A 19,289-nucleotide genomic window follows, 5' to 3' on the forward strand; every position below is an offset into this window, starting at 1 on the left:
CCTTGCTGATGATCCCGACCATCGCCTTGCGCTCTTCCTTCTGGATGTTGTAATTGACCTTCATTTTGAAAACCTCCTTTATGAACTTTGGTCATTACATTCATCACTCGTATGGGAAGAATTAGCAAGCGGATTGTGTTGTATACACCATAGCCTCAGTGAGATAAACCACAGAGTATTATCATTTCACAGAATGAGGAGCAGTCATCCGCTCGAGCATCTTGCCCGTCATCCAGATCGCCCCGTCAATGACAAGCGGCAGGAAGATGCGGTCACGGAATCTGCACCATCCTGACTCCTTCTCGGCACTCTCTTTCAGTGCCGCCGTATACGCCGCCGACACTTCACGCGCCGCAGGAAGCCCCTTCTCATGCAGCCATAGGACGGTCGCTTCCTTCGCCTCCGTCCGCACGAAATCTCCCACATGATTTTTCAGTTCGTTTTGAATGTGTTCCAGTTTCATCTTCAACACTCTCCTTCATAGTCCGTTACCCCACGCGCAATGGCGCGGGCAAATTCATCCTGCTGCGAACGCAGAAGCTCTGCGTCACCCGCATGGTCGATAAACGCAAGTTCCACGATCACAGCGACCGCATCGGTGTTGCTCAGAACGTACAGACCGTTGACACCGGGCTTTGCCCCCTTCACGCTGCGATCCACGGTTCCGAGTGCATCCACAATCTGATTCTGGATGCACTGTGCCAGTTTCTCTCCCTCTCCGCTTCCGTAGTAGTGCCAGACCTCTGTCCCCTGAGCCATGCCGTTACAGGCATTACAGTGGATGGAGATAAACACATCGGCATCCGCACGGTTGGAAGCCGAAACAACTTCACGGAGACTGTCGGACTGCAATTTTCCGACCACCTCAACACCTGCGGCAGCGAGATAACCAGCAACAAGGTCAGTGACGTTCTTTGCTACATCACACTCTCGCAGCCCATACCCACACGCACCGGGATCTGGATTCCCGTTCGGTGCATGACCCGGATTCAAAAACACACGCATCACGATTCCTCCTTCGCTTTTAACACATCCGCATACGGAATGCGCTCACCGTCACGTTCCAAAAACACATCTTCGGCATTCCCGCCTTTGCTCTGAATGTATCGCTCGACAGCGACATCCACGAATTTCGCCTCAAGCTCCACGCCATAGCAGATACGCCCCAGCTGGTCGCAAGCAATCAGCGTTGATGCCGAGCCGAGGAATCCGTCGAGAACGATACCATTCGTCTGCGTACATTGTTTGACAAGGTAGGCGATGAGCGGCACGGGCTTCGAGGACGGATGACCGCAGCCGTCCTTCTTCGAGTCCTTGATGCGGTCGAAAGCAAAGACGGTGGTCTGCTTCTGATCGCCGTACCACCTGTGCCGTCCGTCCTTCCTCCATCCCCAGATAATCGGCTCGTGGATGTACTTCCAGTCCGTCCGTGTGAGGACGAGGCGGTCTTTCTTCCACACCAATCCCGCACCAACTTTAAAGCCCGCATCCTCATAAGCGTCATGAAAGATGCGGGCTTTTGCTGTTGCGTAGAAAACGTAGATGGAAGCATCGGTCGCCATCACCGAGTGAAAGGCGGTAAAAGCGGATTTGAGGAACTCGTAGGCGTCCTTATCATTCAGATCGTCGTTCTTGATTTTCCCCGATGTGCTTTCAAGCTGGATCATATATGGGGGATCCGTGCAGACGAGATTGACCTTCTCACTACCGAGCAGACGCTCGTATGTCTCCGGCAGAGTGGAATCTCCGCAGATAACACGGTGCTTGCCAAGATGCCAGACATCGCCTGACTGGGCGACACACGGCTTTTCCAGTTCTGCCTCCACATCAAAGTCATCTTCCTGCGCTTCACCATCATCCAGTGAGAGCAGGTCGGTAATCTCCGCTTCGTCAAAGCCCGTGAGTGAGATGTCGAAGTCCATACCCTGCAAGGCTTCCATCTCGACGCGCAGCATATCTTCATCCCATCCTGCATCGAGTGCGAAACGGTTGTCCGCGAGGATGTATGCCTTCTTCTGCGCCTCCGTCAGATGATCGACGAATACGCACGGCACATTCTCTATGCCCTCTGCCCGTGCAGCCATGACGCGCCCATGTCCTGCAAGAATGCCGTAGTCCTTGTCGATGATGACGGGACTGACGAATCCAAACTCGCGCAGACTGCCGCGCAGCTTGTTAATCTGCTCGGGCGAATGTGTTCGTGCATTGTTGGCATACGGAACGAGTTTACTGATCGGAACGAGCTTCATCTCCGATGTTGTTTTGTTCAAATGACTTCCCTCCTTACTTCCTCGACCGTAGCAGACGCTCCATCCGATCCTCTTGCGGAGAGCCGACGAATGTAGTTGTGCAGTTCTGCTTTACGATGTCGAATATCTCATACCAGAGCAGATTGGACTGCTTCTGAAACGCCTGTCCCATCTGGACGAAGGGGCTTGCAATCGCACCTCCTGTCGTCGGATGCTTTCCAATGAGCCCGTATTGACTCATCGCCTCCTCACACTGGATGAAGCGGGCAAATGCCTGAGCGTAGCTTTCAATCAGGCGCGGATTCACAAGCCGCTCACAGCCTCGTTCCTTCAGCCACAGCCATGTCTCACGGAAAATCTCGTCTGCACCGAGCGGCTTTCCATTCCGCTGACGCGCCGACAGGTACTCGCTCGGATTCGGCATCTCCTCGCCGTAGAGGTCGGCGGCATCCACAAGGTCTGTGCCGTCCAGTTCCATCATCGGGAACTCCATCATGTGTGCTGTGCGCCCGCCCGCGATTTTATCTGCGAGTGCTTCGGGTTTGTCTCCCGCCCGGATGCGCCGTCCGCCGCGATTTGTACCGTCACGCGCCATCTTCCCGCCCCCTTCCTTTAATACCCCGTTTGAACCGACGTTTTTGTGCGTGCGCCCCCTCCCCGGTCCACTAACGGCGCGGTTTTAGAGATTTGACCGCCCCTAGGGGGTCTAGCGTATTGCATTTGCTTCACTTTCGCGTTACAATAACCAAAAGGAGGTTATGCATCATGTCCAAGACCGCAACAATCAATATGCGCATCGAACCGACAATCAAAGCGCAAGCTGAAACCGTTTTTTCCAGTTTCGGTATCTCCGTGACCGACGCCATTAACATCTTCTTGCACGCATCCATCATGGAGGGAGGCTTTCCCTTCCAACCGAAACAGCCCCGTTATAATAGGGAAACACTTCTTGCCATGCAGGAAGCACGCGACATCATGGATGGTAAAATTGAGCCGAAGCGTTATCCGTCGCTGTCCGCACTGATGGATGATCTGGATGCGGAGGATGCCCATGCTTGATCTCGTCACCACCACGCAGTTCCGCAAGGATTTAAAGAAACTGCGCAAACGTGGGGCAGATATACAAAAGCTGGATGATGTTCTGAAAATGCTCTGCACGGAAAAACAACTGCCCGAAAGGTATCGGGATCACGCACTCGTTGGTGATTACATTGGTTTTCGCGAATGCCACATCATGCCGGACTGGCTACTCGTATATGCCATCGACAAAGGAAAACTGATTCTGACCGCTTCCCGCACGGGTTCACATAGCGATCTCTTCTAGCCGATTCATTGGAGTCGGCTTTTTATTTTGGTGCTTTCCGTTGATGAATCCGCTCATGACAAGACACGCAGAGCGACATCAAATTGCTCTCGTCATGTGTGCCGCCCTCCGAAATCGATTGAATGTGATGCACGAGTGTCGCAAGGACGTATCTCCCCCGTTCTTTGCATTGCTCGCAGAGCGGATGCCCTACCAAATGACGATCACGAATCCTGCGCCACGCGCTGCCATACCTCTCGTGCTTATCGTACCCACGCGTGAAATGGTCATAGTGTCGCTGCATAACTTTTTCGTGCGTCTCGCAGTAGCAGCTCTTTCGATCCGTAAGGTTCGGACACCCCGCCATGCGGCAGGGTCGCTTCGGCTTTCTTGGCATCGCACACCTCCTCGACGGCACTAAAAAAGCCCTCGCGGAGAACTGCTTCTCCGAGAAGGCTGAACCGATTTTCTACTTTTGCTGAGTGTATCATATCACATCGGTCATACTGACATCAACCTGACATTCCATGACATTCTGTGACATTTTTCCGCTTTTTGACATTTCATGACATTCCCTGACATTTCATGCGCTTTGGGAAGGTATCGCCACATTTCTCAGCCCGCGCTCATGGATGCGGTATATCTGCCGCTCCCCGACTGCCATACGCCTGGCAATCTCCGTGACCGTGTGATACCCCATGTAGCGCATCTCCAAGACCAGCCGCTCATCCATATCCTCCACAGCCTGTATCACGCCATAGATTTCGGCGCGGAGGTTTACCAAGCGGTCGATCTCCCGGTCAATCTCCTCCTCCTGCTCCACCAGTTTCACCACCACATCCGAGAGCTTGTGCGGATTCTTCGTAGCACTCCCCGGCATATCGCTAAGGACGGTGGTGGTCTTGGTGGCCATGCTGCGCAGTCTCACGGACTGTTCCAGCATGCTGTCTATTTTTCTGTCAATCTTGAATGCCTGGCTCAGATATTCCTTAGCGGTCATCATGATCAGCCTTTCTTTTCGTAGCGGGAGCAGGACGGCTTCCAAATGTCGCCATCCGTATAGCCTATGGGCGCAGTCTGCCCCGCCTCCTGCACACAATCGTTGCAGTTCCAGCACGCAAGGCGATGAGCGCACGCCTTGCAGATACATTTTTTGCAAGCCGTGTGCGTTCCGCAGCAGTCATGGGGCATGACTTCCTCGGCATCAAATTCCTCCGTGCCTTCCCAAATCGCCAGCCGATGATTGACTGCGTACAGATATTCCTCCATGCAGCCGTTGCTCTCCTTCCAGTTGCCTGCCATGATCACACCATCACATTTTCCGAGAAGCATTTTGCACTGCTTCAGTACCGCATCGTAGGGAAATCTGGCAGCTTTCAAGTGCCGCATGGCATCCAGCGGATTAACGAACAAGATATGCGGATATTTCTTGGAAAACTCTGCTGCAATCGCCGCTGCTGCCTTGCGGTTCTCTTTTTCAGCTCCCGTGTAGGGATGGGAAATATAAATCATGTTCATAGCGATCTACTCCTTTCTTACTTGCAGTGCCTCAGCGCGTCTCTTGCTGTAGGGTCGCTGTAGCCTTCCCCATTGCGGTTCGATGTGCGCTGAATCCCCAGCTGCTTGATTTCAATGTGGATCCCCGGCTCTGCCGCCCACTGCTTTTCCACGATCTCCCGCACTACTTGGGCATCGTCCTTCCAGTAGCCGCACCTGGTCATGCAGTCCTTGAGCATTTTCTGCAGATTGTCGGTATCCGGGCGGGTCGTGCGCCACTCGCCGCTTTTATGGAATTTGCCCACCGGGAAGAGCCATGTGGTGCGAAGCTCCAAGGCTCCGTCCAGAGGTGCGGTCGGACGATATTTCCCCAGATGTGCGGTCAGAAGCACCTTTGCCTTCTTTAGGGGAGTCGGGTCATAAAATATCGGTCTGCCGCCCACGATCCGCACGGATTTCTCCTGCGCGGTCACCGTAGGAGGATTGATGTCGAGGAAAAATATCATTTTCTAAACCTGCCTTTCTTTTGATTCCTCTCGGCTGTTTTGTCACGTTACTCTCCTCAAAGGGGAAGGACAGGACGTAGTACGTCCTTCCCACTTTGGGAGGGTAACGACGTTTCTTCTGTTTATATGTATATATAAACAGCGTAGAAGAAGAATTTACTCAAAATCCTTGGAAGCCCCGTCATTCCTTAAGATACGGCTTTTTTTGAGGATGAATTCGCCGTCCAGTTTTTTGAGTCTTGCGTAGACGGTTTTGTCCGACACATTGAGATAGCCCATCATGTCGGAAACCGTTACGTTTCCGTCCATATTGAGTGCCTGGTAGGCGTTTCGGAATTCCTCCGCACACGCCTCTGCAGTCTTGGCGTGGCTGTTCTTCATGCGCCCCGCCTCCAGTGTTCCCTGTGCGGGCATCTCACCGAGATTGCCATGCGTGTCCAACCGATGAATGGGATACTCGAACCAGAAGTTCACCGGCTCGATATTCTCGAATTCACGAAGGCTCGACTCCAAACGCCAAGCCGTAGCGTGACCGTCCCGCAGATTGTTCTTGATGTCATCCGTGAGTTCCAACTGGATCATGTCAAGCTGGGCATCGGGGTCGCGGGCAAATACGCCGGAGCCGGAAGCCCTGTCCATCGCCCGCTTGTTTCCCTGCGCTCCCTTGCTATGGTGATGGCAATAAATCGCAGAGCATCCGGTCTCCGTGCAAATCTTGTCAAACTGGTTACAGAACTGCCCCATTTCGGATGCGTTGTTTTCATCTCCCGTGATGACCTTGTAGATGGGATCGATAACAATGGCATCCAAATGCTGGTCGCGCACCCGGCGGATGAGTTTTGGCACAAGCTGGTCTAATGGCACAGCGTAGCCTCTCAAGTTCCACACGATGATGTTTTCTGAGTCATTCATGGGAAGCCCCAACGCCTCGTAAATCTTGAGGAATCTGATGATACAGCTTGCCGGATCAATCTCCAAATTGACATACAGCACACGCCCCTTGCGGCAGGGAAATCCCAACCACTTCGCCCCCTCGGCTATGGCAACGCAAAGTTCCATGAGGAGAAATGACTTCCCTGCTTTGGAAGAACCGGAAATAATCATCTTGTGTCCACGGCGCAAGATTCCCTTTATAATCTCCTCCGGCAGTTTCGGCGGATTGTCCTTGTACTTGGCGAGAGATTCCAATGGCGGCAGTTCATCCGTCGCGCCCTCCACGAAATCCATCCAGTCCGTCCATGACTTCCTGCCGATGTTCGTTGCGGCGAGGTACTGACGATTGCCGTTTCGAGTGAGTCCCGGCATCCGGGAAAGCCGTGAGGGATTGCGGTTCTGCTTGTCGATGGGTACGCCCTGCTGTTCCATGAAGTCATAGAGAAACTCCACCCGCTTTCGGTACTCCTCATAGTTAATGGCATCCACACGCACTATGGCGTGGAGGCTCTTGCCCCCGCTATGAACGAGTGCTGCAATCGGCAGTTCCAGCTTGCGGAAGAGGACATCCTGCTCGGCGATGGGAAGCGTGTCGGATTCCACCAACGCATACTTGAACTTGGTGACGTTCTCGTTTTTCACACCCTCGCCATCCAGTGGATTGAACCGAATCCAACCGCCCACCTCGGGTTTCCAGTCACCTACGGTCGCTCCAATGTCATTGGCGTGCTTCTTGAGGGATGCGATCAGCTCCCCTGCCGTGCGGTCATACACGCCCTTACTGGGCAGCCACTTACCCTCGCTGTCCTTCCACACATCGCCCGTGACATATCCCACACGGTCATCGACGTCAAACAGCAGGGAGAGATAGTCGATCAAATCCTGCACGGGATTCCACGCATCGGGAGGGGCAAAGCCGTTGAAGCCGTCGTTGCCGTCATACTCAATGGTATCGTCCCATGCCATCGCTCCCTCAGCGCAGGGCATCCAGCCGCGCTCTTTTGCCAGCTGCACAATCGTTCCGCCCTTAACGGGAGTGGTCGTGCCGTTAAAGCCCTCCCACTTCTTCTCGCATTCGCCGGGATGGTAACGAGGATCTCTCTGACTCCAATCGTCCCAGATGGAGCAGGGATATCCTTCCTCCTTGAGTGCCATACCTACCGAGATCCATGTGGCGCGGTCAACCTCCGCAACGTTGATGTACTTCAAAGCCGACAAGATATTCTTGTCCATGAAAAATCACGTCCTTTCACGGTGTATATACAGACGGTGTCATCCCCTGGGGGACGCGCCAATGATTCATCGCCAAGCGGGAGATCAGAGCACTGGCTGCATCGAACTGCCATGTGCCTACGCGCCGAAAGCCGTAACGCTCCAAGCAGCGGATCTGCTTGGGTGTGGCGAGTCCTTCCTCCTGCCGCCGTTTCAGACGGTCGATGAGGAGCGAGGCAAGCCCAGCATTTCCCACGGTGTCGGGCAGGATGCCACGTTTTTCCAAAAAGGAAAGCTGCTTTTCAGACGGCGGTCCCATTTCCCAAGGGAAGGTCGGTGCATAGCTAGTGAGATCCTCGGCGGCGATGGAGAGTGCATACTGGATGGGATCGACGAGTTTTTTCTTCTTGCTCCGCATCGCGGCAAGCTCCCGCGCCAATGCTTCCTCCCGTTCACGCATCACGTCCCGCTCCGCATCCTCTTCGGCTTCGAGGATGTCCACTTCCTCGTCATTTCGGAGGTTTTCATCCATCATTGAGGCGATCTTCGCGTCCTTGGCAATGAGAGACGACGGTCTGCAGAGGTCGTGACGCTCCGTCAGCCATAGAAAATCCAGCAGGAGCAAGTTCTCCTTGCCCGGAAAGAGCCGCATTCCCCGTCCCACCATCTGCTGATAGAGGCTCCGCACTTTGGTGGGGCGCAAAATTACAATGCAGTCCACAGCGGGACAGTCCCAACCTTCTGTAAGGAGCATGGAGTTGCACAGCACGTCGTACATGCCATGCTCAAACTCTGCGAGGATTTTCGAACGGTCATCGCTCATGCCGTTGACTTCCGCCGCCCTCATGCCGATGTCATTCAGCATCCGACAGAACTTCTGCGATGTGGCGATGAGCGGCAGAAACACCACGGTCTTTCTGCCCCTGCAGTAACGCCCCATCTCGTCTGCAATCTGATGGAGGTACGGCTCCAAGGCGCAGCCGATGTCCGCTGCGCTGTAATCCCCGCCGGAGATACCCGCCTTGCTGATATCCAGCTGCAGGGGAATCATCCGCGCCTTGACGGGAGAGAGATACCCCTCCCGGATGGCGCGGCTCATGGAATACTCGTAAGCCTGTGAGTCAAAAAATGTGCCGAGCGTCTGCTTGTCTCCACGGTCGGGTGTTGCCGTTACTCCGAGGACATTGGCATCCGGAAAATGCGCGAGCACACGCTGATAGCTCTCCGAGAGTGCGTGGTGCGCCTCGTCCACGATGATGTCCTGAAAATAATCCTGCGGAAACATCGAAAGCCGCTTTTCTTGGCAAAGGGACTGCACCGATCCTACTGTCACGGAAAAGAAACTGCCGAGGCTGCGGTTCTCTCCCTGCTCAAATGCTGCATCAAGTCCCGTGAGCATCTTCAGCTTGTCAGCGGCTTGGCTGAGAAGTTCCCCACGATGCGCCATGATGAGGACTCTGTGTCCCAACTTCACTTGATGTTCTGTCACCGAGGAAAACACAATCGTCTTTCCGAGCCCTGTGGAGAGGACGAGGAGTGTCTTGCGACGCCCCTCGCTCCACTCGGACAGGATTGCCTGTTTCGCCTCGACCTGATACGGTCTAAGTTCCACTTGCTTGTCCTCCCATCAGAACGGAATGTCCGCCGCGCTGACGGGAATCCCGCCGAAGTCCGCAGAGTCCTCGACCGGAAAGAACTTCTCGTCATAATCGTAGAAGCGATCCACATCGTTGGTCTGTTTCTCATTGCCATCCCGGTCGGTATATTTGCGGGGCTTAAAATGCGCCCGTCCCTTGGCACCTTCGAGATTGTTCCAGTTCATCGCCAGCCTCTCGCCGTGCTTCTTCCTGCCGATGCAGCGAAAGAACGCTGAAATGCGCCACTCCACGAGGCGGTTCAAAATAAGGTCAGTACGAACGCTGGCGACGCCCTGCTTCGTTTCCACCTGCAGGGTAAGCGTAGCTTTGTTGCAGGCCTGCATCTTGGCGCTCCCCGGAAAACGCCCCCGCTCAAAAGCGGACACCACGAAGTTGTAATCCCCTTCGGGCAGGAGAATGAATTCCTGACCATCGCTTTCAATGGTGTCAGTCCAATCCATACCCACGTTGTTATTGATCGAATCTGCCATGATGTATTTCCTCCCTTAGCCTTTTGCCTTGCGGCTTTGCTGAATGATGTCAAAAATCTGATCCCAGTAGCGGATGACGTAGCCGTACAAAAACTCGTCGGGGTAGGCGTCAATCGGGGTCTCCACTGAGTATTTCCCACGCGCGGCGACCACCTGCCGCACCTCCTCCTCGGTGACACCCTTCTCCTTCAAAATGCTGTGAAACACATCAACAGCGCTTTCTTCCTCCGGCAGGTTCTGCTGCTGCGGTGCCGGTGTCTCCTGCATTGCTGTCTGCGTGACGATTGTGGCTGCCGGAGTCTGCCCCCACGAGAAGATATGAGCGATGTGTTTGTAGTCCAGATCCAAGACTTCCGGCAGCGGCACGCGGCTCTTCGCGTCCCATGCGGGATGGTGGGACGTGTACATGACACGCTTGCCGCCCTGTGCCTTCTGCGTGTTGTTCTCCGAGGTGACCACAAAGGTCTGGTAGTTACAAAAGAGCAAAATGTCGCACCATTCTTTAAGGAGCGGCGCTACCTGCTTGCTGAGTTTCATCTCCCAGCGGTCGTATGCCCCCATCTCGTCCGGCTGTTCAAACTTCCGCATCTTGGCGTGTGCCGTGACCACCACATGAACTCCAGAAGTCAGAACCATATCCAATGCGCCGAGAAGCCGCGAAAACTCCTCGCCCAAATAGGTATACCCCTTGCCGTAGCCGAAAGACTCGATGGAGTTCTGCTTGTACTTTGTGCAGAGGTAGCTGACGATCAGCTGCTCTGCCCAATCGGCGGTATCCAGCACCAACGTCCTGCACACATCCTTGGTCGCTGCCACTTCCTTGAGCACGGAGATCATTTCCTCCCACGACTGCGGCTTCTCGATGCGGCGCACATCCATGTGCGCTGTTCCGCCCTCGGTGTCGATGAAGAGCGGATCGGGGAATCTAGCGGCAAGACCGGACTTTCCGATGCCCTCAGAACCGTAGATGACCACCTTTTGGGCGCGGTCAATTTTCCCTTTGGTGATGTTCAGCATTGCGTATCTCCTTTCTGCTCACTTAATCCGAAGACTTCGTCCTCTCGCCTCCAAGTGGGCGCCGGGAACTTCCTCGCCGCTGCTCAGAGCTTCATAGAGTGCCTCGCGGTTCACGTCCTTATGCTCCGGCACGGTGATGAGATAGGCGTCCGGGATAAGGGCGGCATCGTCAATCTTGAGGGGCTGTTTGCCGCCGTTCTTCTGAACACTCATGACACCGTACCTCGTGGGAACTTTGGTTTTCCCCATCGCATCGAGGTTCTGCCGGTATCACTCCTTGATACGTTTGATGCGGTTCTCTAAAATCTGCCGCTGCGCTTCAAAGCGTTTCTCTTCCTTGCTGTATGCCTCCGCATACGCTTCCAGCGATTTGATGAGCGCGATGCCGTTCGCGCATTTCTCCTCAAGGGCGCACTCGATGGACTGCAGCCCCTCTTCCAAAAGCTCCAAATCCATCGACTCGTCCAAGACGAGGTCGAAGAGCGCGTTGAAACCTGCGGCAAACTCATAAAGCGGTCGTGCCGGCATAAGCATTCTCCTTTCTCTTCTCGAAGATGGCTACCTCGTCCACGGAGTCTCCCGGCACGATAACCGTGAGCTTCACGGGACAGCCAAGGAAGAAGCGAAGCAGACGCTCCCGCACCGTGAGCCGGCGGCAGGCCACGATCCCACCATTGGTGCGCTCCTTGGAGACCTTGATGTTGAGTGTGTGATGCATCTCGATTCATCCTTTCCGAAGGGCGATTTGATGTTACCCTTCACCTAAGAGCCACGGGAAATGCAAAACTTCATGGTTTCATAGAAAATTTTTCTTGTCAGGCAAGAATTTCCTGAGCCGCTGATAGATGCGCCGCATCCGCTCCGATATGGTGCTTTCCAATACGCCCTCCTGACGCGCAATCTCCGACTGGCGCACGCCTTCCCAAAATACGCGCCGCAGAAGCTCCCGTTGCTGCGGACGAAGCTGCGCAATGGCATGATGAAGCTCCGAATAATCCGCGCCGAGCAAAGCCGTCGGCACATCGGGCATGGCATCCGCCCTCCGGCGGTCAAGATCGTCCGACGACAAGTGGACATGGCGACGCGTCTCGGTGCGATTCCTACGGAAAGTCGGAGCATTGACCTCGGCATCCAAAATCTCCTGTGCCGTGCGCCGCTGAACTGCGTTCTTGTCCTCGGCGGCATTCAGCCGCTGCCGATAGTCCGTCTCCACCATGACGGTGCATTCCTCCTCCGAAACTTCCAAAACAGTCGGATGGAGCTTGTCTTCGTAATACAGAGCAATTTTCATGGTCGTGTCCTTTCCGCCTTGGATGCGGGCGGCAGGAACACAAAAGGCCGATGCACGCGATGTACACCGGCCTCTTTCGCTTGAAGATGGGCGCAAAAAGTCACGGTGGAAACACCGAAGTGCCAATACTGCTCGCGCAGTTCGTCTCTTCGTGCGTTCCCGCCGCCCCTAATGGCCATCTCAAGGCATTGAGAAATTTACAAGATTTACAATTACGGCTTGTGAATGTTCACATTCACATAAATTCCATTAACAAAAATGTAGATTTTTCCCCCTTACTGCTGATATAGCTTTACTGTCTGCGCACGCCAGTCAAGCCACGGGCTTCCGTGACGTTGGTCGACTCTCAATAGTGACTGCATTATTCAAGCACCAACCTCCTCCCCTTGAGCCTCGGCTTCATGAGTGCCGAGGAGTTAGATGGAATCCAAGACGCTAATCTCGGCGAAGATGCTTTCTGATATAAAATTTATCAAAAGCCCATCAGAGACATGCGGATTGTCAGTCCGAATTTTGAGCGAAAAATAAGCTCCACAGTCATAGATGTCACCATCTGTGGCTATGGAGCTTTACAACGCCTACAAAAATAGCCGGACTCTCAGTCCGACCATTTCTGAAAATAATTTTTAAGCAACAATTTTCCCCCATGTTCGATACCCCTCAGCTTTTAGCTGGGTGTTGCAGAATGCCAGCGTGTCCATGAAGTGATGTTGTATAAGGTAGTGACCGAAAAATCCTTCCTCATCATCGGGAAAATCATTTTTTGATTTTTTTATCAAATCCATACTCAGAATAGGATGCAAATGCATTCCGATGCATAATGCACAAACACTCTCAAGAGATACTCGCGTCTCATCATTTCTAAGCTGACTAATGTAATCCTCTGATAATCCTGTCCTGATTGCCAATTCCATATTGGTAAATTTGCCCCGTCGGTTTGTTCTTGGATTATATGCATCCAATCTCTTCATGTGGGCATTTAATGTTCCCGAGAAGGAGTTGGGTAAGTTTCGCAGAATTTGCATCACGCGAATGCCCTCTTCTTTTAGCTTTTGCCGTTCAACTGCTTGCTCTTTTTTGTCCTGCATATCCTCCTCATCGATATTACGTGTTTCGCTAAAAGATGCCGCATTTATATTTTGGCTCAGATAGCACATATTGTAATAATCACCAGAACTTTTGTTAAGCTCATAGTTTCTGTTGAATTTCAAACAGCATTCATCAACATGCTCCAACCCATACTGTGTAAGTTCATAACCTTTATCTTCACCCAGATATTTTACATATTTTTCGTCGTTGATGCAGACGAGATAGCCGAGATAAACAAATGCTTCACTCTCAAAGAGAGCCGCGAAAGATTCAGCCTCATCGTAAAGCCGCTCAAAATTCTTCTCGTCAAGCAAAAAAGTCTGATATTCACCGAGTGCATCAGGATTGAACACATACGGATACTTATAGCCCCCGTTTACATATAAAAAACTCCCCTCTGCACATTTGTATCCAAGCTGCAAGGCACGTAATTTTGCTTCATAGCGCGAAACACCGAAACACTTCGCAACACTTTCTAAAGCATTCTCCATAACATCCCCAGTGCGACGATAAGGCGTAGAATATTTTTCTTCAATAATCTTCGGAAAAATATCATCAAAATACACGCGTGGCATTAAAATTCGGAGGGCAAGGGCATTAGCCTGCCATTCTGCCCACCAGACAGCCTTTTCCACACCCTGCAATGCTTCTGGTGTCACATCCGGCGACACTTTGCATGACAGGTTTGTCTCCTCCTGATTCAAGAGCGCCAGAATCTCGAAGAACTTCTGGTGTTTTTCCCAATGGATGATTTCATGGGCTATCGTATTGAGTGGGCTACCCAATTCCCCCATAAAGGAGCGTTTTTTACTGATGAGCATCGTTCCTGGTCGAAGTTCCTTTTCGACGGATTCCGTTCTATCATATAAGCGTGGATAAAAAACCTCTCATCTACAATTTCTGTAGACTTGCGAAAATACATCCTGCCGAATTCGTCATCCGGCAAATCCGCTTGATAGAAGTCAATCCCCATCTCCTGCAAAAGGTGATCCACAGGAAAACACCACATATCATAAATGGCATTTTGACAGTAAAACGCTGTGAAATCATCAGCGATGTCTTCCAAATCCTCAGCGTAAATATATGGGATGAGATACTCATCCAAAGCATCTTCTTTGTCGAACTTCCCACCGAAATACTCCTCGGTATCTAGAACCATCATATCATGGAGACCATTTTTTAGCTTTGCCTGTACTGTGATCGTGAACCATCTCGTTTTACGATCAGCCTCATATTTTTCTGTCCCGAGCCCAAGCAATACAATATCTGCCAAAAGATTGATTTCAATTTTGATGAGCGGCCCTACATCATCATGGCAAATCAGCGTTTTGATTTCGACATTTTCTACCTTTTGTTTGCATAGCGACAGAACATTTATGGAATGAAAGCCCATACCATCATGGGACTGATTCACGAAGGCTGATATTTCCTGCTCCAATATATTTATATAATTCGCTTGGAGATAACTCTTAAAATCTGTGTATGCCATCTGTCTTTCTCCCTCTTCCATGATAAGAAAATGCCGGAACCGCAATAAACAGCTCCGGCAGTCGGCCATCAATAATACTGCTCAATATAGCCATAAGCCTTGTCGAATACTTCCTTGTCCTTGATTTTGTATTTCACCCAGACGACGCTGCGCAAAGCTTTCTTGACCTCCTGCTTGCCGGCTGTCGTGTTCTGCCAGCCATCGAAGCGGACAATCTTCACAATGCCGTCAATATCCATAACAATACGCTCCACGATGACAGGGGTATTCTGGTTTTTGACACCATTGAAAAGCTCTGTGAGTGCGGCTTTGCCCTTATCGACTTCTTCCTCCGGCACAACTTCTTTTTCAACCTGTGCTGCCTCTTTCGCCATTTCGAGTAGGTGCTTCAGGAACTCGATGCTGGTGATAAGACCTTGCTCATGCTTTTCGCGTAGTTTTTCCAGCCGCTCTCCTAGTTCGATAAACTTTGGGTCATTGCCGTGCTTTTTGATTTTCGCCATCAAGTCGATCTCCATGTGCTTCGCCGCTGCTTTCGGAGTCTTGTGCTTTGCAATGAAGTCATCAATCAAATCCGCCGAGAGAGACAAAATTTCCTCGTCCTCGTGGGTATGCCCCACTTCCAGATTTGAATGGACGATTTCCATGGTCTTGGCTCCCAAGGCCGCCCAGATCAGTGCGCCGCCATTTCCCACAGGCTTGACGGATTCATAGACCTTGGTGAGCCACACATAGTCCATGCGATACGGTGTCAACACGGGGTCAGGAGACAGCGCATTCCAAGCACGGTTCAATACACCATAATCAGCAGCGAACTGATCCTTCTCCTTGTTGGTGGGAATGCACTCCTGTGCTGCCATCAGCCCCTCCCAGCCGTCCACAGTACGATCAACACCCATAAAATAACTGAGACATTTTTTTATGAGCGCCGGGATTTTCTTCTTGACCTCCTCGATATTGGTGACAATTTTCTTCATACTGGACTCATCAAAATTGAGCGCTTTCGCCACATTGTCGAAGATGCCGATGTAGTCCACGATAAGCCCGAAGTTCTTTCCTTCATCATAGGTTCGGTTCGTGCGGCAGATCGCCTGCAACAGCGTATGGTCTTTCATGGGCTTATCGAGATACATGACTTGGAGAATCGGTGCATCGAAGCCCGTCAAGAGCTTTGCCGTCACAATGACGATTTGCAGTTTGTTGCCAGGATCGCGGAAGTTGTCGAGGACTTTTGCTTCCTCGTCCTTGGAGCGACGATAGGCTTTGTATTCGTCGGCTTTGTCATTGTTGGTATCCATGACAATGGTCGAGCATTCAGCGCCCAGCAGTTTATCCAGCTCCTTCTTGTATTGCAAGCAACAATGACGGTCGTAGACCACCACTTGTGCCTTGTAACCGTTCGGACGGATTTTCTCCGTAAAATGCTTGGCGATGTGGGCACAGACTTTATGTATGCGTTTCTCGTCGTACATAATCGCCTGCATATTGACCCGCTTTGAAAGCTCTGCCTTGTCGGCCTCACTCAACCCCTCGGTCAGCACATCGAACTCTCTGTCCATCGTCTCCCTGTCAACCCTGAGGTCAATAGGTACCGGCTCAAAATTGAGCGGTAATGTTGCACGGTCGCGGATGGAGTCAGAAAAGGAATACTTACTCATGTAGCCGCTGCGGTCTTCCGTTGCGCCAAACGTAGCAAACGTATTCTTATCGAGGCGGTTGATGGGCGTTCCCGTCAGACCGAAGAAAAATGCATTTGGCAGAGCCATACGCATTTTAACCCCCAAATCCCCTTCCTGCGTTCTGTGACACTCATCCACCATAACGATAATATTATCACGGAGCGAAAGCTCTCCTTCCACCTCCTGAAAGCGGAAAATCGTGGTAATGATGATTTTTCGGATGTCCATACGGAGTTTTTCCATGAGCTCTTGACGGGTGGATGCCGACTCCAAGTTTCCTACGTCGGACGCATGGAACTGTGCGGTAATCTGGGATTCCAAATCCAATCGGTCGTCCACAATCAGCACCGTAGGATTCCGCAAATCCGGCAGCATACGCATCTTCACGGCAGCAAATTCCATAAGATAGGATTTCCCCGAACCTTGGAAATGCCAAATAAGCCCCTGCTTAGGGTAGCCTACCCGAACACGGTGAATCATCATATTAGCGCCCTCGTACTGCTGGTATCGGGCGATGACCTTGTATTTGCGATGTTTGCTGTCCGTGGCGTAAAGCGTAAAGAACTGGAACAAATCCATGACCTTGTAGGGAGTTATCATATTCTCCATGCTGGTCTGAACAGCCACCAGACTCCCGTCTGACTTATCATCTGTCGTGTGCCACGGCCCCCACTTGGCTGCGGGCATACACACCGAACCATAGCGATAGCGTTTGCCCTCGGTGGCAAAGTTAAAGACATTGCAGACGAACATCTGCGGAATGCTTTGCTCATAGGCATTGATGTCCATTGCTCCATCCAGCCAGCTGATCGAGGCGCGAACGGGAGTCTTTAGTTCTCCTATGACAAAAGGAAATCCATTCACCAGAAGAACAATATCCAGCCTCTTGCCGCCCTGCTTCGTTGGGTATATCCATTGATTGGTGACAACATAACGATTCTTGTCGCTCATGCCGTTGATTTCTGTGCCAAAATACTTGATGGATGTGTACTGGTTATCCTCACCAAAGGGAAACGTATTCTCCTCAAAAACCATGGCCTTGAAGCGTTCATTTTGCTCCACAAGATTATCGGCATTTGTAGTAGCAAAGAGCCGCCGCAGTTTGATAAGCACCTCATCGGCACGAGAAGTGTCCTCGGCGATCTCCGGGTTAAGCGCGATGAGAGCCGAACGCACCATCTCTTCTTCAAAGGGATCGTTTTCACTGCGGGTGAATTCTTCCGGCGGCACATACTCCCATCCGATTTTGGTAAGGGTGTCGATAATCATCTTTTCCGTAGTATTGTCTTCATTAAACATGAGCTACTCCTTCCTAATTGGTCAAATTTCGATTTGTCGGCTTGTTCAAATAGCCGCTCAAACTCTATTTGCAATTCCATCGGAGGAACACTAATCTTTAGGGGAGAAATGTCTTTGTTGTTGAGCTGGGGAACAGTAGAGCCGTTATACAAACTTCCTAAGTCCATACTCATAAAATAGCTATACAGATAGGTTGTGCGAATATTATCTTTAGGCAAGACCCCCATAATATTGAGATCACAACAAGTATCATGTACCAGAATCCTTTTCTTATTAGTTGCTATAGCTGCTCCTCTTTTAGGAAAAATCACAGAGCCTTTTTGAAGAAAGGTGTTTCCTGCGTTTTTTCTGCTAACATACCTTGTTGAAGTGTTTATGTAGATGCTGTTTTGAGGTAAATTCATATCTGATACTTTGATATAGGGTATAGCACCATCGTCAGTTTCCATATCTGTCGAAAGGGTTGTACCACTTTTCAAAATACATTCATCGCCTATTGTGCTAACTGAAAACAACGGATTTTTGCTATCCCCGAACAATTCAACAAATTGTGATTGAAATCAGGCGATGAACTTCCGATGGGAGTTTTTGACGTTGTTCTGGTCAACCATGGCGTATTCCATGGTGGTGTCAATCTTGCTATGACCTAAAAGCTGCTGTACTTGCTCAATGGGCATTCCTTTGTCGATGGCTCTGGTGGCGAGCGTGCGTCTGAATTTATGCGGATGCACCTTTGGTATGCCGAGCTTTTTGCCCATGTCGCGGAGGCGAATCTCTACGCCGCTGATATGGAGGCGGTTATGGGGCTTTTGCAAAGAAACAAAGAGTGCCGGATTATCATCGATACGGCTGTCCAGATAATTCTTGAGGTGTATCTTCGTCCGGGCATCGAAATATACGGGACGTTCCTTGCTTCCTTTGCCAAAGACGATGCACTCGCGACTCTCGAAATCTACATCACTGCGGTTTAGCCGCACAAGCTCCCCCACCCTCATGCCCGTCGAGGCAAGGAGATCAATCATAGCCAAGTCACGACTATTGGTACAGTTGTCCCGCATTTGCTCCAACGCCTCATCTGTGTAGGTTTCCTTGACTACCTTCGCCGTCTTGATTTTGTGGATACGGCGCACCGGGCTTTTGAGGATGTAGTTCTCCTCCTCAAGCCAGGCAAAAAAGCTGGAAAGAATACGGCGAATATTGTCGATATTGGACTTGCTGCATCTGTGTTCCTCCTGATACTCCGAAAGGTATTTTCGCAAATCGTCCGTGGTGATTCGGGTGATGTGCTTATCGAAGCTGCCCAGAACCTTAAGGAGTGTCGTCTGGTAATAGTTGAGAGTTCTCTCGCTGCATCCCTCCACTTTTTTAGCAGCGGTAAACATGGTCAAAAGTTCCTCATTGCCGTGGACGGCTTCGGGGATAGCGGCGGGCGCACACTCCGTGACTGCCTTATTGGCGAGACACTTTGTCAGTGTCTGCCGCAAGAGGATAAGCTGGGCGTTATCCAGATGCGGGAGCATCCCCTGCATGATGTCGGTGATCAGGATGTCTTTCATGGTGGATTATCCTTTCCACCGACCGCCACCACCGTTTATCT

The 19,289-nt window shown here is 51.5% G+C and carries 21 protein-coding genes and 1 pseudogene; 2 read left to right on the forward strand and 20 right to left on the reverse strand.

Translation table 11 applies throughout. The features are described from left to right. Window positions 1–181 precede the first annotated feature (181 nt). Genes HMPREF9162_RS08345 through HMPREF9162_RS08360 form a run of 4 tightly spaced genes read right to left on the reverse strand, consistent with a single transcriptional unit; the run spans window position 182 to window position 2,844 of the window. Entirely contained in the window at window positions 182–463 is a 282-nt protein-coding gene (locus HMPREF9162_RS08345) for a hypothetical protein (RefSeq protein WP_009438578.1), read from the reverse strand. Between the two features lie 2 nt (window positions 464–465). Continuing rightward, window positions 466–1,005 carry an N-acetylmuramoyl-L-alanine amidase gene (locus HMPREF9162_RS08350; protein ID WP_009439079.1) on the reverse strand — a complete coding sequence of 180 codons (540 nt, stop codon included), beginning with the start codon at window positions 1,003–1,005 and terminating at the stop codon, window positions 466–468. After that, complete coding sequence (locus tag HMPREF9162_RS08355) at window positions 1,005–2,270, reverse strand: site-specific DNA-methyltransferase (RefSeq protein WP_009439010.1); 1,266 nt, start codon at window positions 2,268–2,270, stop codon at window positions 1,005–1,007. The genes HMPREF9162_RS08350 and HMPREF9162_RS08355 overlap by 1 nt, the downstream gene beginning before the upstream one ends. A gap of 13 nt (window positions 2,271–2,283) precedes the next feature. Then, complete coding sequence (locus HMPREF9162_RS08360; protein WP_009439000.1) at window positions 2,284–2,844, reverse strand: P27 family phage terminase small subunit; 561 nt, start codon at window positions 2,842–2,844, stop codon at window positions 2,284–2,286. A gap of 170 nt (window positions 2,845–3,014) precedes the next feature. Between HMPREF9162_RS08360 and HMPREF9162_RS08365 the strand changes: the two genes are divergently transcribed. Together HMPREF9162_RS08365 and HMPREF9162_RS08370 are read left to right on the forward strand one after the other, a co-directional pair. Continuing rightward, window positions 3,015–3,308 carry a type II toxin-antitoxin system RelB/DinJ family antitoxin gene (locus HMPREF9162_RS08365; RefSeq protein ID WP_006696279.1) on the forward strand — a complete coding sequence of 98 codons (294 nt, stop codon included), beginning with the start codon at window positions 3,015–3,017 and terminating at the stop codon, window positions 3,306–3,308. Next, window positions 3,301–3,573 carry a type II toxin-antitoxin system YafQ family toxin gene (locus HMPREF9162_RS08370; RefSeq protein WP_009439034.1) on the forward strand — a complete coding sequence of 91 codons (273 nt, stop codon included), beginning with the start codon at window positions 3,301–3,303 and terminating at the stop codon, window positions 3,571–3,573. Before HMPREF9162_RS08365 ends, HMPREF9162_RS08370 begins: the two co-directional genes overlap by 8 nt. A gap of 22 nt (window positions 3,574–3,595) precedes the next feature. Here HMPREF9162_RS08370 and HMPREF9162_RS12005 read toward each other — a convergent pair whose 3' ends face one another. The 16 genes and pseudogenes from HMPREF9162_RS12005 to xerA all read right to left on the reverse strand — a co-directional run bounded on the left by HMPREF9162_RS12005 (window position 3,596) and on the right by xerA (window position 19,248). Beyond that, complete coding sequence (locus HMPREF9162_RS12005) at window positions 3,596–3,949, reverse strand: HNH endonuclease signature motif containing protein (RefSeq protein WP_009439094.1); 354 nt, start codon at window positions 3,947–3,949, stop codon at window positions 3,596–3,598. 186 nt (window positions 3,950–4,135) lie between these two features. After that, window positions 4,136–4,495, reverse strand: coding sequence for a DUF1492 domain-containing protein (locus tag HMPREF9162_RS08380; RefSeq protein WP_254655378.1), 360 nt, complete (start codon window positions 4,493–4,495; stop codon window positions 4,136–4,138). A gap of 62 nt (window positions 4,496–4,557) precedes the next feature. After that, on the reverse strand, window positions 4,558–5,070 hold the full coding sequence (locus HMPREF9162_RS08385; protein ID WP_009439014.1) for a DUF4406 domain-containing protein: 513 nt from the start codon (window positions 5,068–5,070) through the stop codon (window positions 4,558–4,560). Window positions 5,071–5,087: 17 nt separating this feature from the next. Next, a complete protein-coding gene (locus tag HMPREF9162_RS08390; protein ID WP_037350482.1) occupies window positions 5,088–5,555 on the reverse strand; it encodes a RusA family crossover junction endodeoxyribonuclease in 468 nt (155 codons plus the stop codon). A 156-nt stretch (window positions 5,556–5,711) separates the two neighbouring features. Then, entirely contained in the window at window positions 5,712–7,721 is a 2,010-nt protein-coding gene (locus tag HMPREF9162_RS08395; protein WP_009439064.1) for an AAA family ATPase, read from the reverse strand. A 16-nt stretch (window positions 7,722–7,737) separates the two neighbouring features. Next, window positions 7,738–9,312 (reverse strand): DEAD/DEAH box helicase, encoded by a 1,575-nt coding sequence (locus HMPREF9162_RS08400; RefSeq protein ID WP_009438993.1) that lies wholly within the window; start codon window positions 9,310–9,312, stop codon window positions 7,738–7,740. 15 nt (window positions 9,313–9,327) lie between these two features. After that, window positions 9,328–9,828 carry a hypothetical protein gene (locus tag HMPREF9162_RS08405; RefSeq protein WP_009438995.1) on the reverse strand — a complete coding sequence of 167 codons (501 nt, stop codon included), beginning with the start codon at window positions 9,826–9,828 and terminating at the stop codon, window positions 9,328–9,330. A 15-nt stretch (window positions 9,829–9,843) separates the two neighbouring features. Beyond that, on the reverse strand, window positions 9,844–10,845 hold the full coding sequence (locus HMPREF9162_RS08410; protein ID WP_009439035.1) for an ATP-binding protein: 1,002 nt from the start codon (window positions 10,843–10,845) through the stop codon (window positions 9,844–9,846). An 18-nt stretch (window positions 10,846–10,863) separates the two neighbouring features. Beyond that, window positions 10,864–11,379, reverse strand: a pseudogene (locus HMPREF9162_RS12235) (siphovirus Gp157 family protein). Then, window positions 11,351–11,563 carry a hypothetical protein gene (locus HMPREF9162_RS08425; RefSeq protein ID WP_009438999.1) on the reverse strand — a complete coding sequence of 71 codons (213 nt, stop codon included), beginning with the start codon at window positions 11,561–11,563 and terminating at the stop codon, window positions 11,351–11,353. The pseudogene HMPREF9162_RS12235 and the gene HMPREF9162_RS08425 overlap by 29 nt, the downstream one beginning before the upstream one ends. A 78-nt stretch (window positions 11,564–11,641) precedes the next feature. Further along, window positions 11,642–12,136 carry an RNA polymerase sigma factor gene (locus HMPREF9162_RS08430; RefSeq protein WP_009439067.1) on the reverse strand — a complete coding sequence of 165 codons (495 nt, stop codon included), beginning with the start codon at window positions 12,134–12,136 and terminating at the stop codon, window positions 11,642–11,644. A 626-nt stretch (window positions 12,137–12,762) separates the two neighbouring features. Further along, window positions 12,763–14,046, reverse strand: a complete 1,284-nt coding sequence (locus tag HMPREF9162_RS08440; RefSeq protein WP_139057090.1) for an ImmA/IrrE family metallo-endopeptidase — start codon at window positions 14,044–14,046, stop codon at window positions 12,763–12,765. Further along, entirely contained in the window at window positions 13,986–14,714 is a 729-nt protein-coding gene (locus tag HMPREF9162_RS08445; RefSeq protein ID WP_037350488.1) for a hypothetical protein, read from the reverse strand. The genes HMPREF9162_RS08440 and HMPREF9162_RS08445 overlap by 61 nt, the downstream gene beginning before the upstream one ends. 68 nt (window positions 14,715–14,782) lie before the next feature. After that, window positions 14,783–17,692 carry a type I restriction endonuclease subunit R gene (locus tag HMPREF9162_RS08450; RefSeq protein WP_009439056.1) on the reverse strand — a complete coding sequence of 970 codons (2,910 nt, stop codon included), beginning with the start codon at window positions 17,690–17,692 and terminating at the stop codon, window positions 14,783–14,785. Continuing rightward, on the reverse strand, window positions 17,659–18,231 hold the full coding sequence (locus HMPREF9162_RS12010; protein ID WP_071586911.1) for a restriction endonuclease subunit S: 573 nt from the start codon (window positions 18,229–18,231) through the stop codon (window positions 17,659–17,661). Before HMPREF9162_RS12010 ends, HMPREF9162_RS08450 begins: the two co-directional genes overlap by 34 nt. Window positions 18,232–18,252: 21 nt before the next feature. After that, window positions 18,253–19,248 (reverse strand): site-specific tyrosine recombinase/integron integrase, encoded by a 996-nt coding sequence (gene xerA, locus HMPREF9162_RS08455; RefSeq protein WP_009439021.1) that lies wholly within the window; start codon window positions 19,246–19,248, stop codon window positions 18,253–18,255. Window positions 19,249–19,289 lie beyond the last annotated feature (41 nt).

The organism is Selenomonas sp. oral taxon 137 str. F0430, assembly GCF_000183625.1.
Classification (GTDB): Bacteria; Bacillota; Negativicutes; order Selenomonadales; family Selenomonadaceae; genus Centipeda; species Centipeda artemidis.

What these genes read in the sequence shown, in the direction of transcription:
- HMPREF9162_RS08345 (WP_009438578.1), bottom strand. Translation starts at nt 463, where the DNA reads ATGAAACTGGAACACATTCAAAACGAACTGAAAAATCATGTGGGAGAT.
- HMPREF9162_RS08350 (WP_009439079.1), bottom strand. Translation starts at nt 1,005, where the DNA reads ATGCGTGTGTTTTTGAATCCGGGTCATGCACCGAACGGGAATCCAGAT.
- HMPREF9162_RS08360 (WP_009439000.1), bottom strand. Translation starts at nt 2,844, where the DNA reads ATGGCGCGTGACGGTACAAATCGCGGCGGACGGCGCATCCGGGCGGGA.
- HMPREF9162_RS08365 (WP_006696279.1), top strand. Translation starts at nt 3,015, where the DNA reads ATGTCCAAGACCGCAACAATCAATATGCGCATCGAACCGACAATCAAA.
- HMPREF9162_RS08370 (WP_009439034.1), top strand. Translation starts at nt 3,301, where the DNA reads ATGCTTGATCTCGTCACCACCACGCAGTTCCGCAAGGATTTAAAGAAA.
- HMPREF9162_RS12005 (WP_009439094.1), bottom strand. Translation starts at nt 3,949, where the DNA reads ATGCCAAGAAAGCCGAAGCGACCCTGCCGCATGGCGGGGTGTCCGAAC.
- HMPREF9162_RS08380 (WP_254655378.1), bottom strand. Translation starts at nt 4,495, where the DNA reads ATGCTGGAACAGTCCGTGAGACTGCGCAGCATGGCCACCAAGACCACC.
- HMPREF9162_RS08385 (WP_009439014.1), bottom strand. Translation starts at nt 5,070, where the DNA reads ATGAACATGATTTATATTTCCCATCCCTACACGGGAGCTGAAAAAGAG.
- HMPREF9162_RS08390 (WP_037350482.1), bottom strand. Translation starts at nt 5,555, where the DNA reads ATGATATTTTTCCTCGACATCAATCCTCCTACGGTGACCGCGCAGGAG.
- HMPREF9162_RS08395 (WP_009439064.1), bottom strand. Translation starts at nt 7,721, where the DNA reads ATGGACAAGAATATCTTGTCGGCTTTGAAGTACATCAACGTTGCGGAG.
- HMPREF9162_RS08405 (WP_009438995.1), bottom strand. Translation starts at nt 9,828, where the DNA reads ATGGCAGATTCGATCAATAACAACGTGGGTATGGATTGGACTGACACC.
- HMPREF9162_RS08410 (WP_009439035.1), bottom strand. Translation starts at nt 10,845, where the DNA reads ATGCTGAACATCACCAAAGGGAAAATTGACCGCGCCCAAAAGGTGGTC.
- HMPREF9162_RS08425 (WP_009438999.1), bottom strand. Translation starts at nt 11,563, where the DNA reads ATGCATCACACACTCAACATCAAGGTCTCCAAGGAGCGCACCAATGGT.
- HMPREF9162_RS08430 (WP_009439067.1), bottom strand. Translation starts at nt 12,136, where the DNA reads ATGAAAATTGCTCTGTATTACGAAGACAAGCTCCATCCGACTGTTTTG.
- HMPREF9162_RS08440 (WP_139057090.1), bottom strand. Translation starts at nt 14,046, where the DNA reads ATGCTCATCAGTAAAAAACGCTCCTTTATGGGGGAATTGGGTAGCCCA.
- HMPREF9162_RS08445 (WP_037350488.1), bottom strand. Translation starts at nt 14,714, where the DNA reads ATGGCATACACAGATTTTAAGAGTTATCTCCAAGCGAATTATATAAAT.
- HMPREF9162_RS08450 (WP_009439056.1), bottom strand. Translation starts at nt 17,692, where the DNA reads ATGTTTAATGAAGACAATACTACGGAAAAGATGATTATCGACACCCTT.
- xerA (WP_009439021.1), bottom strand. Translation starts at nt 19,248, where the DNA reads ATGAAAGACATCCTGATCACCGACATCATGCAGGGGATGCTCCCGCAT.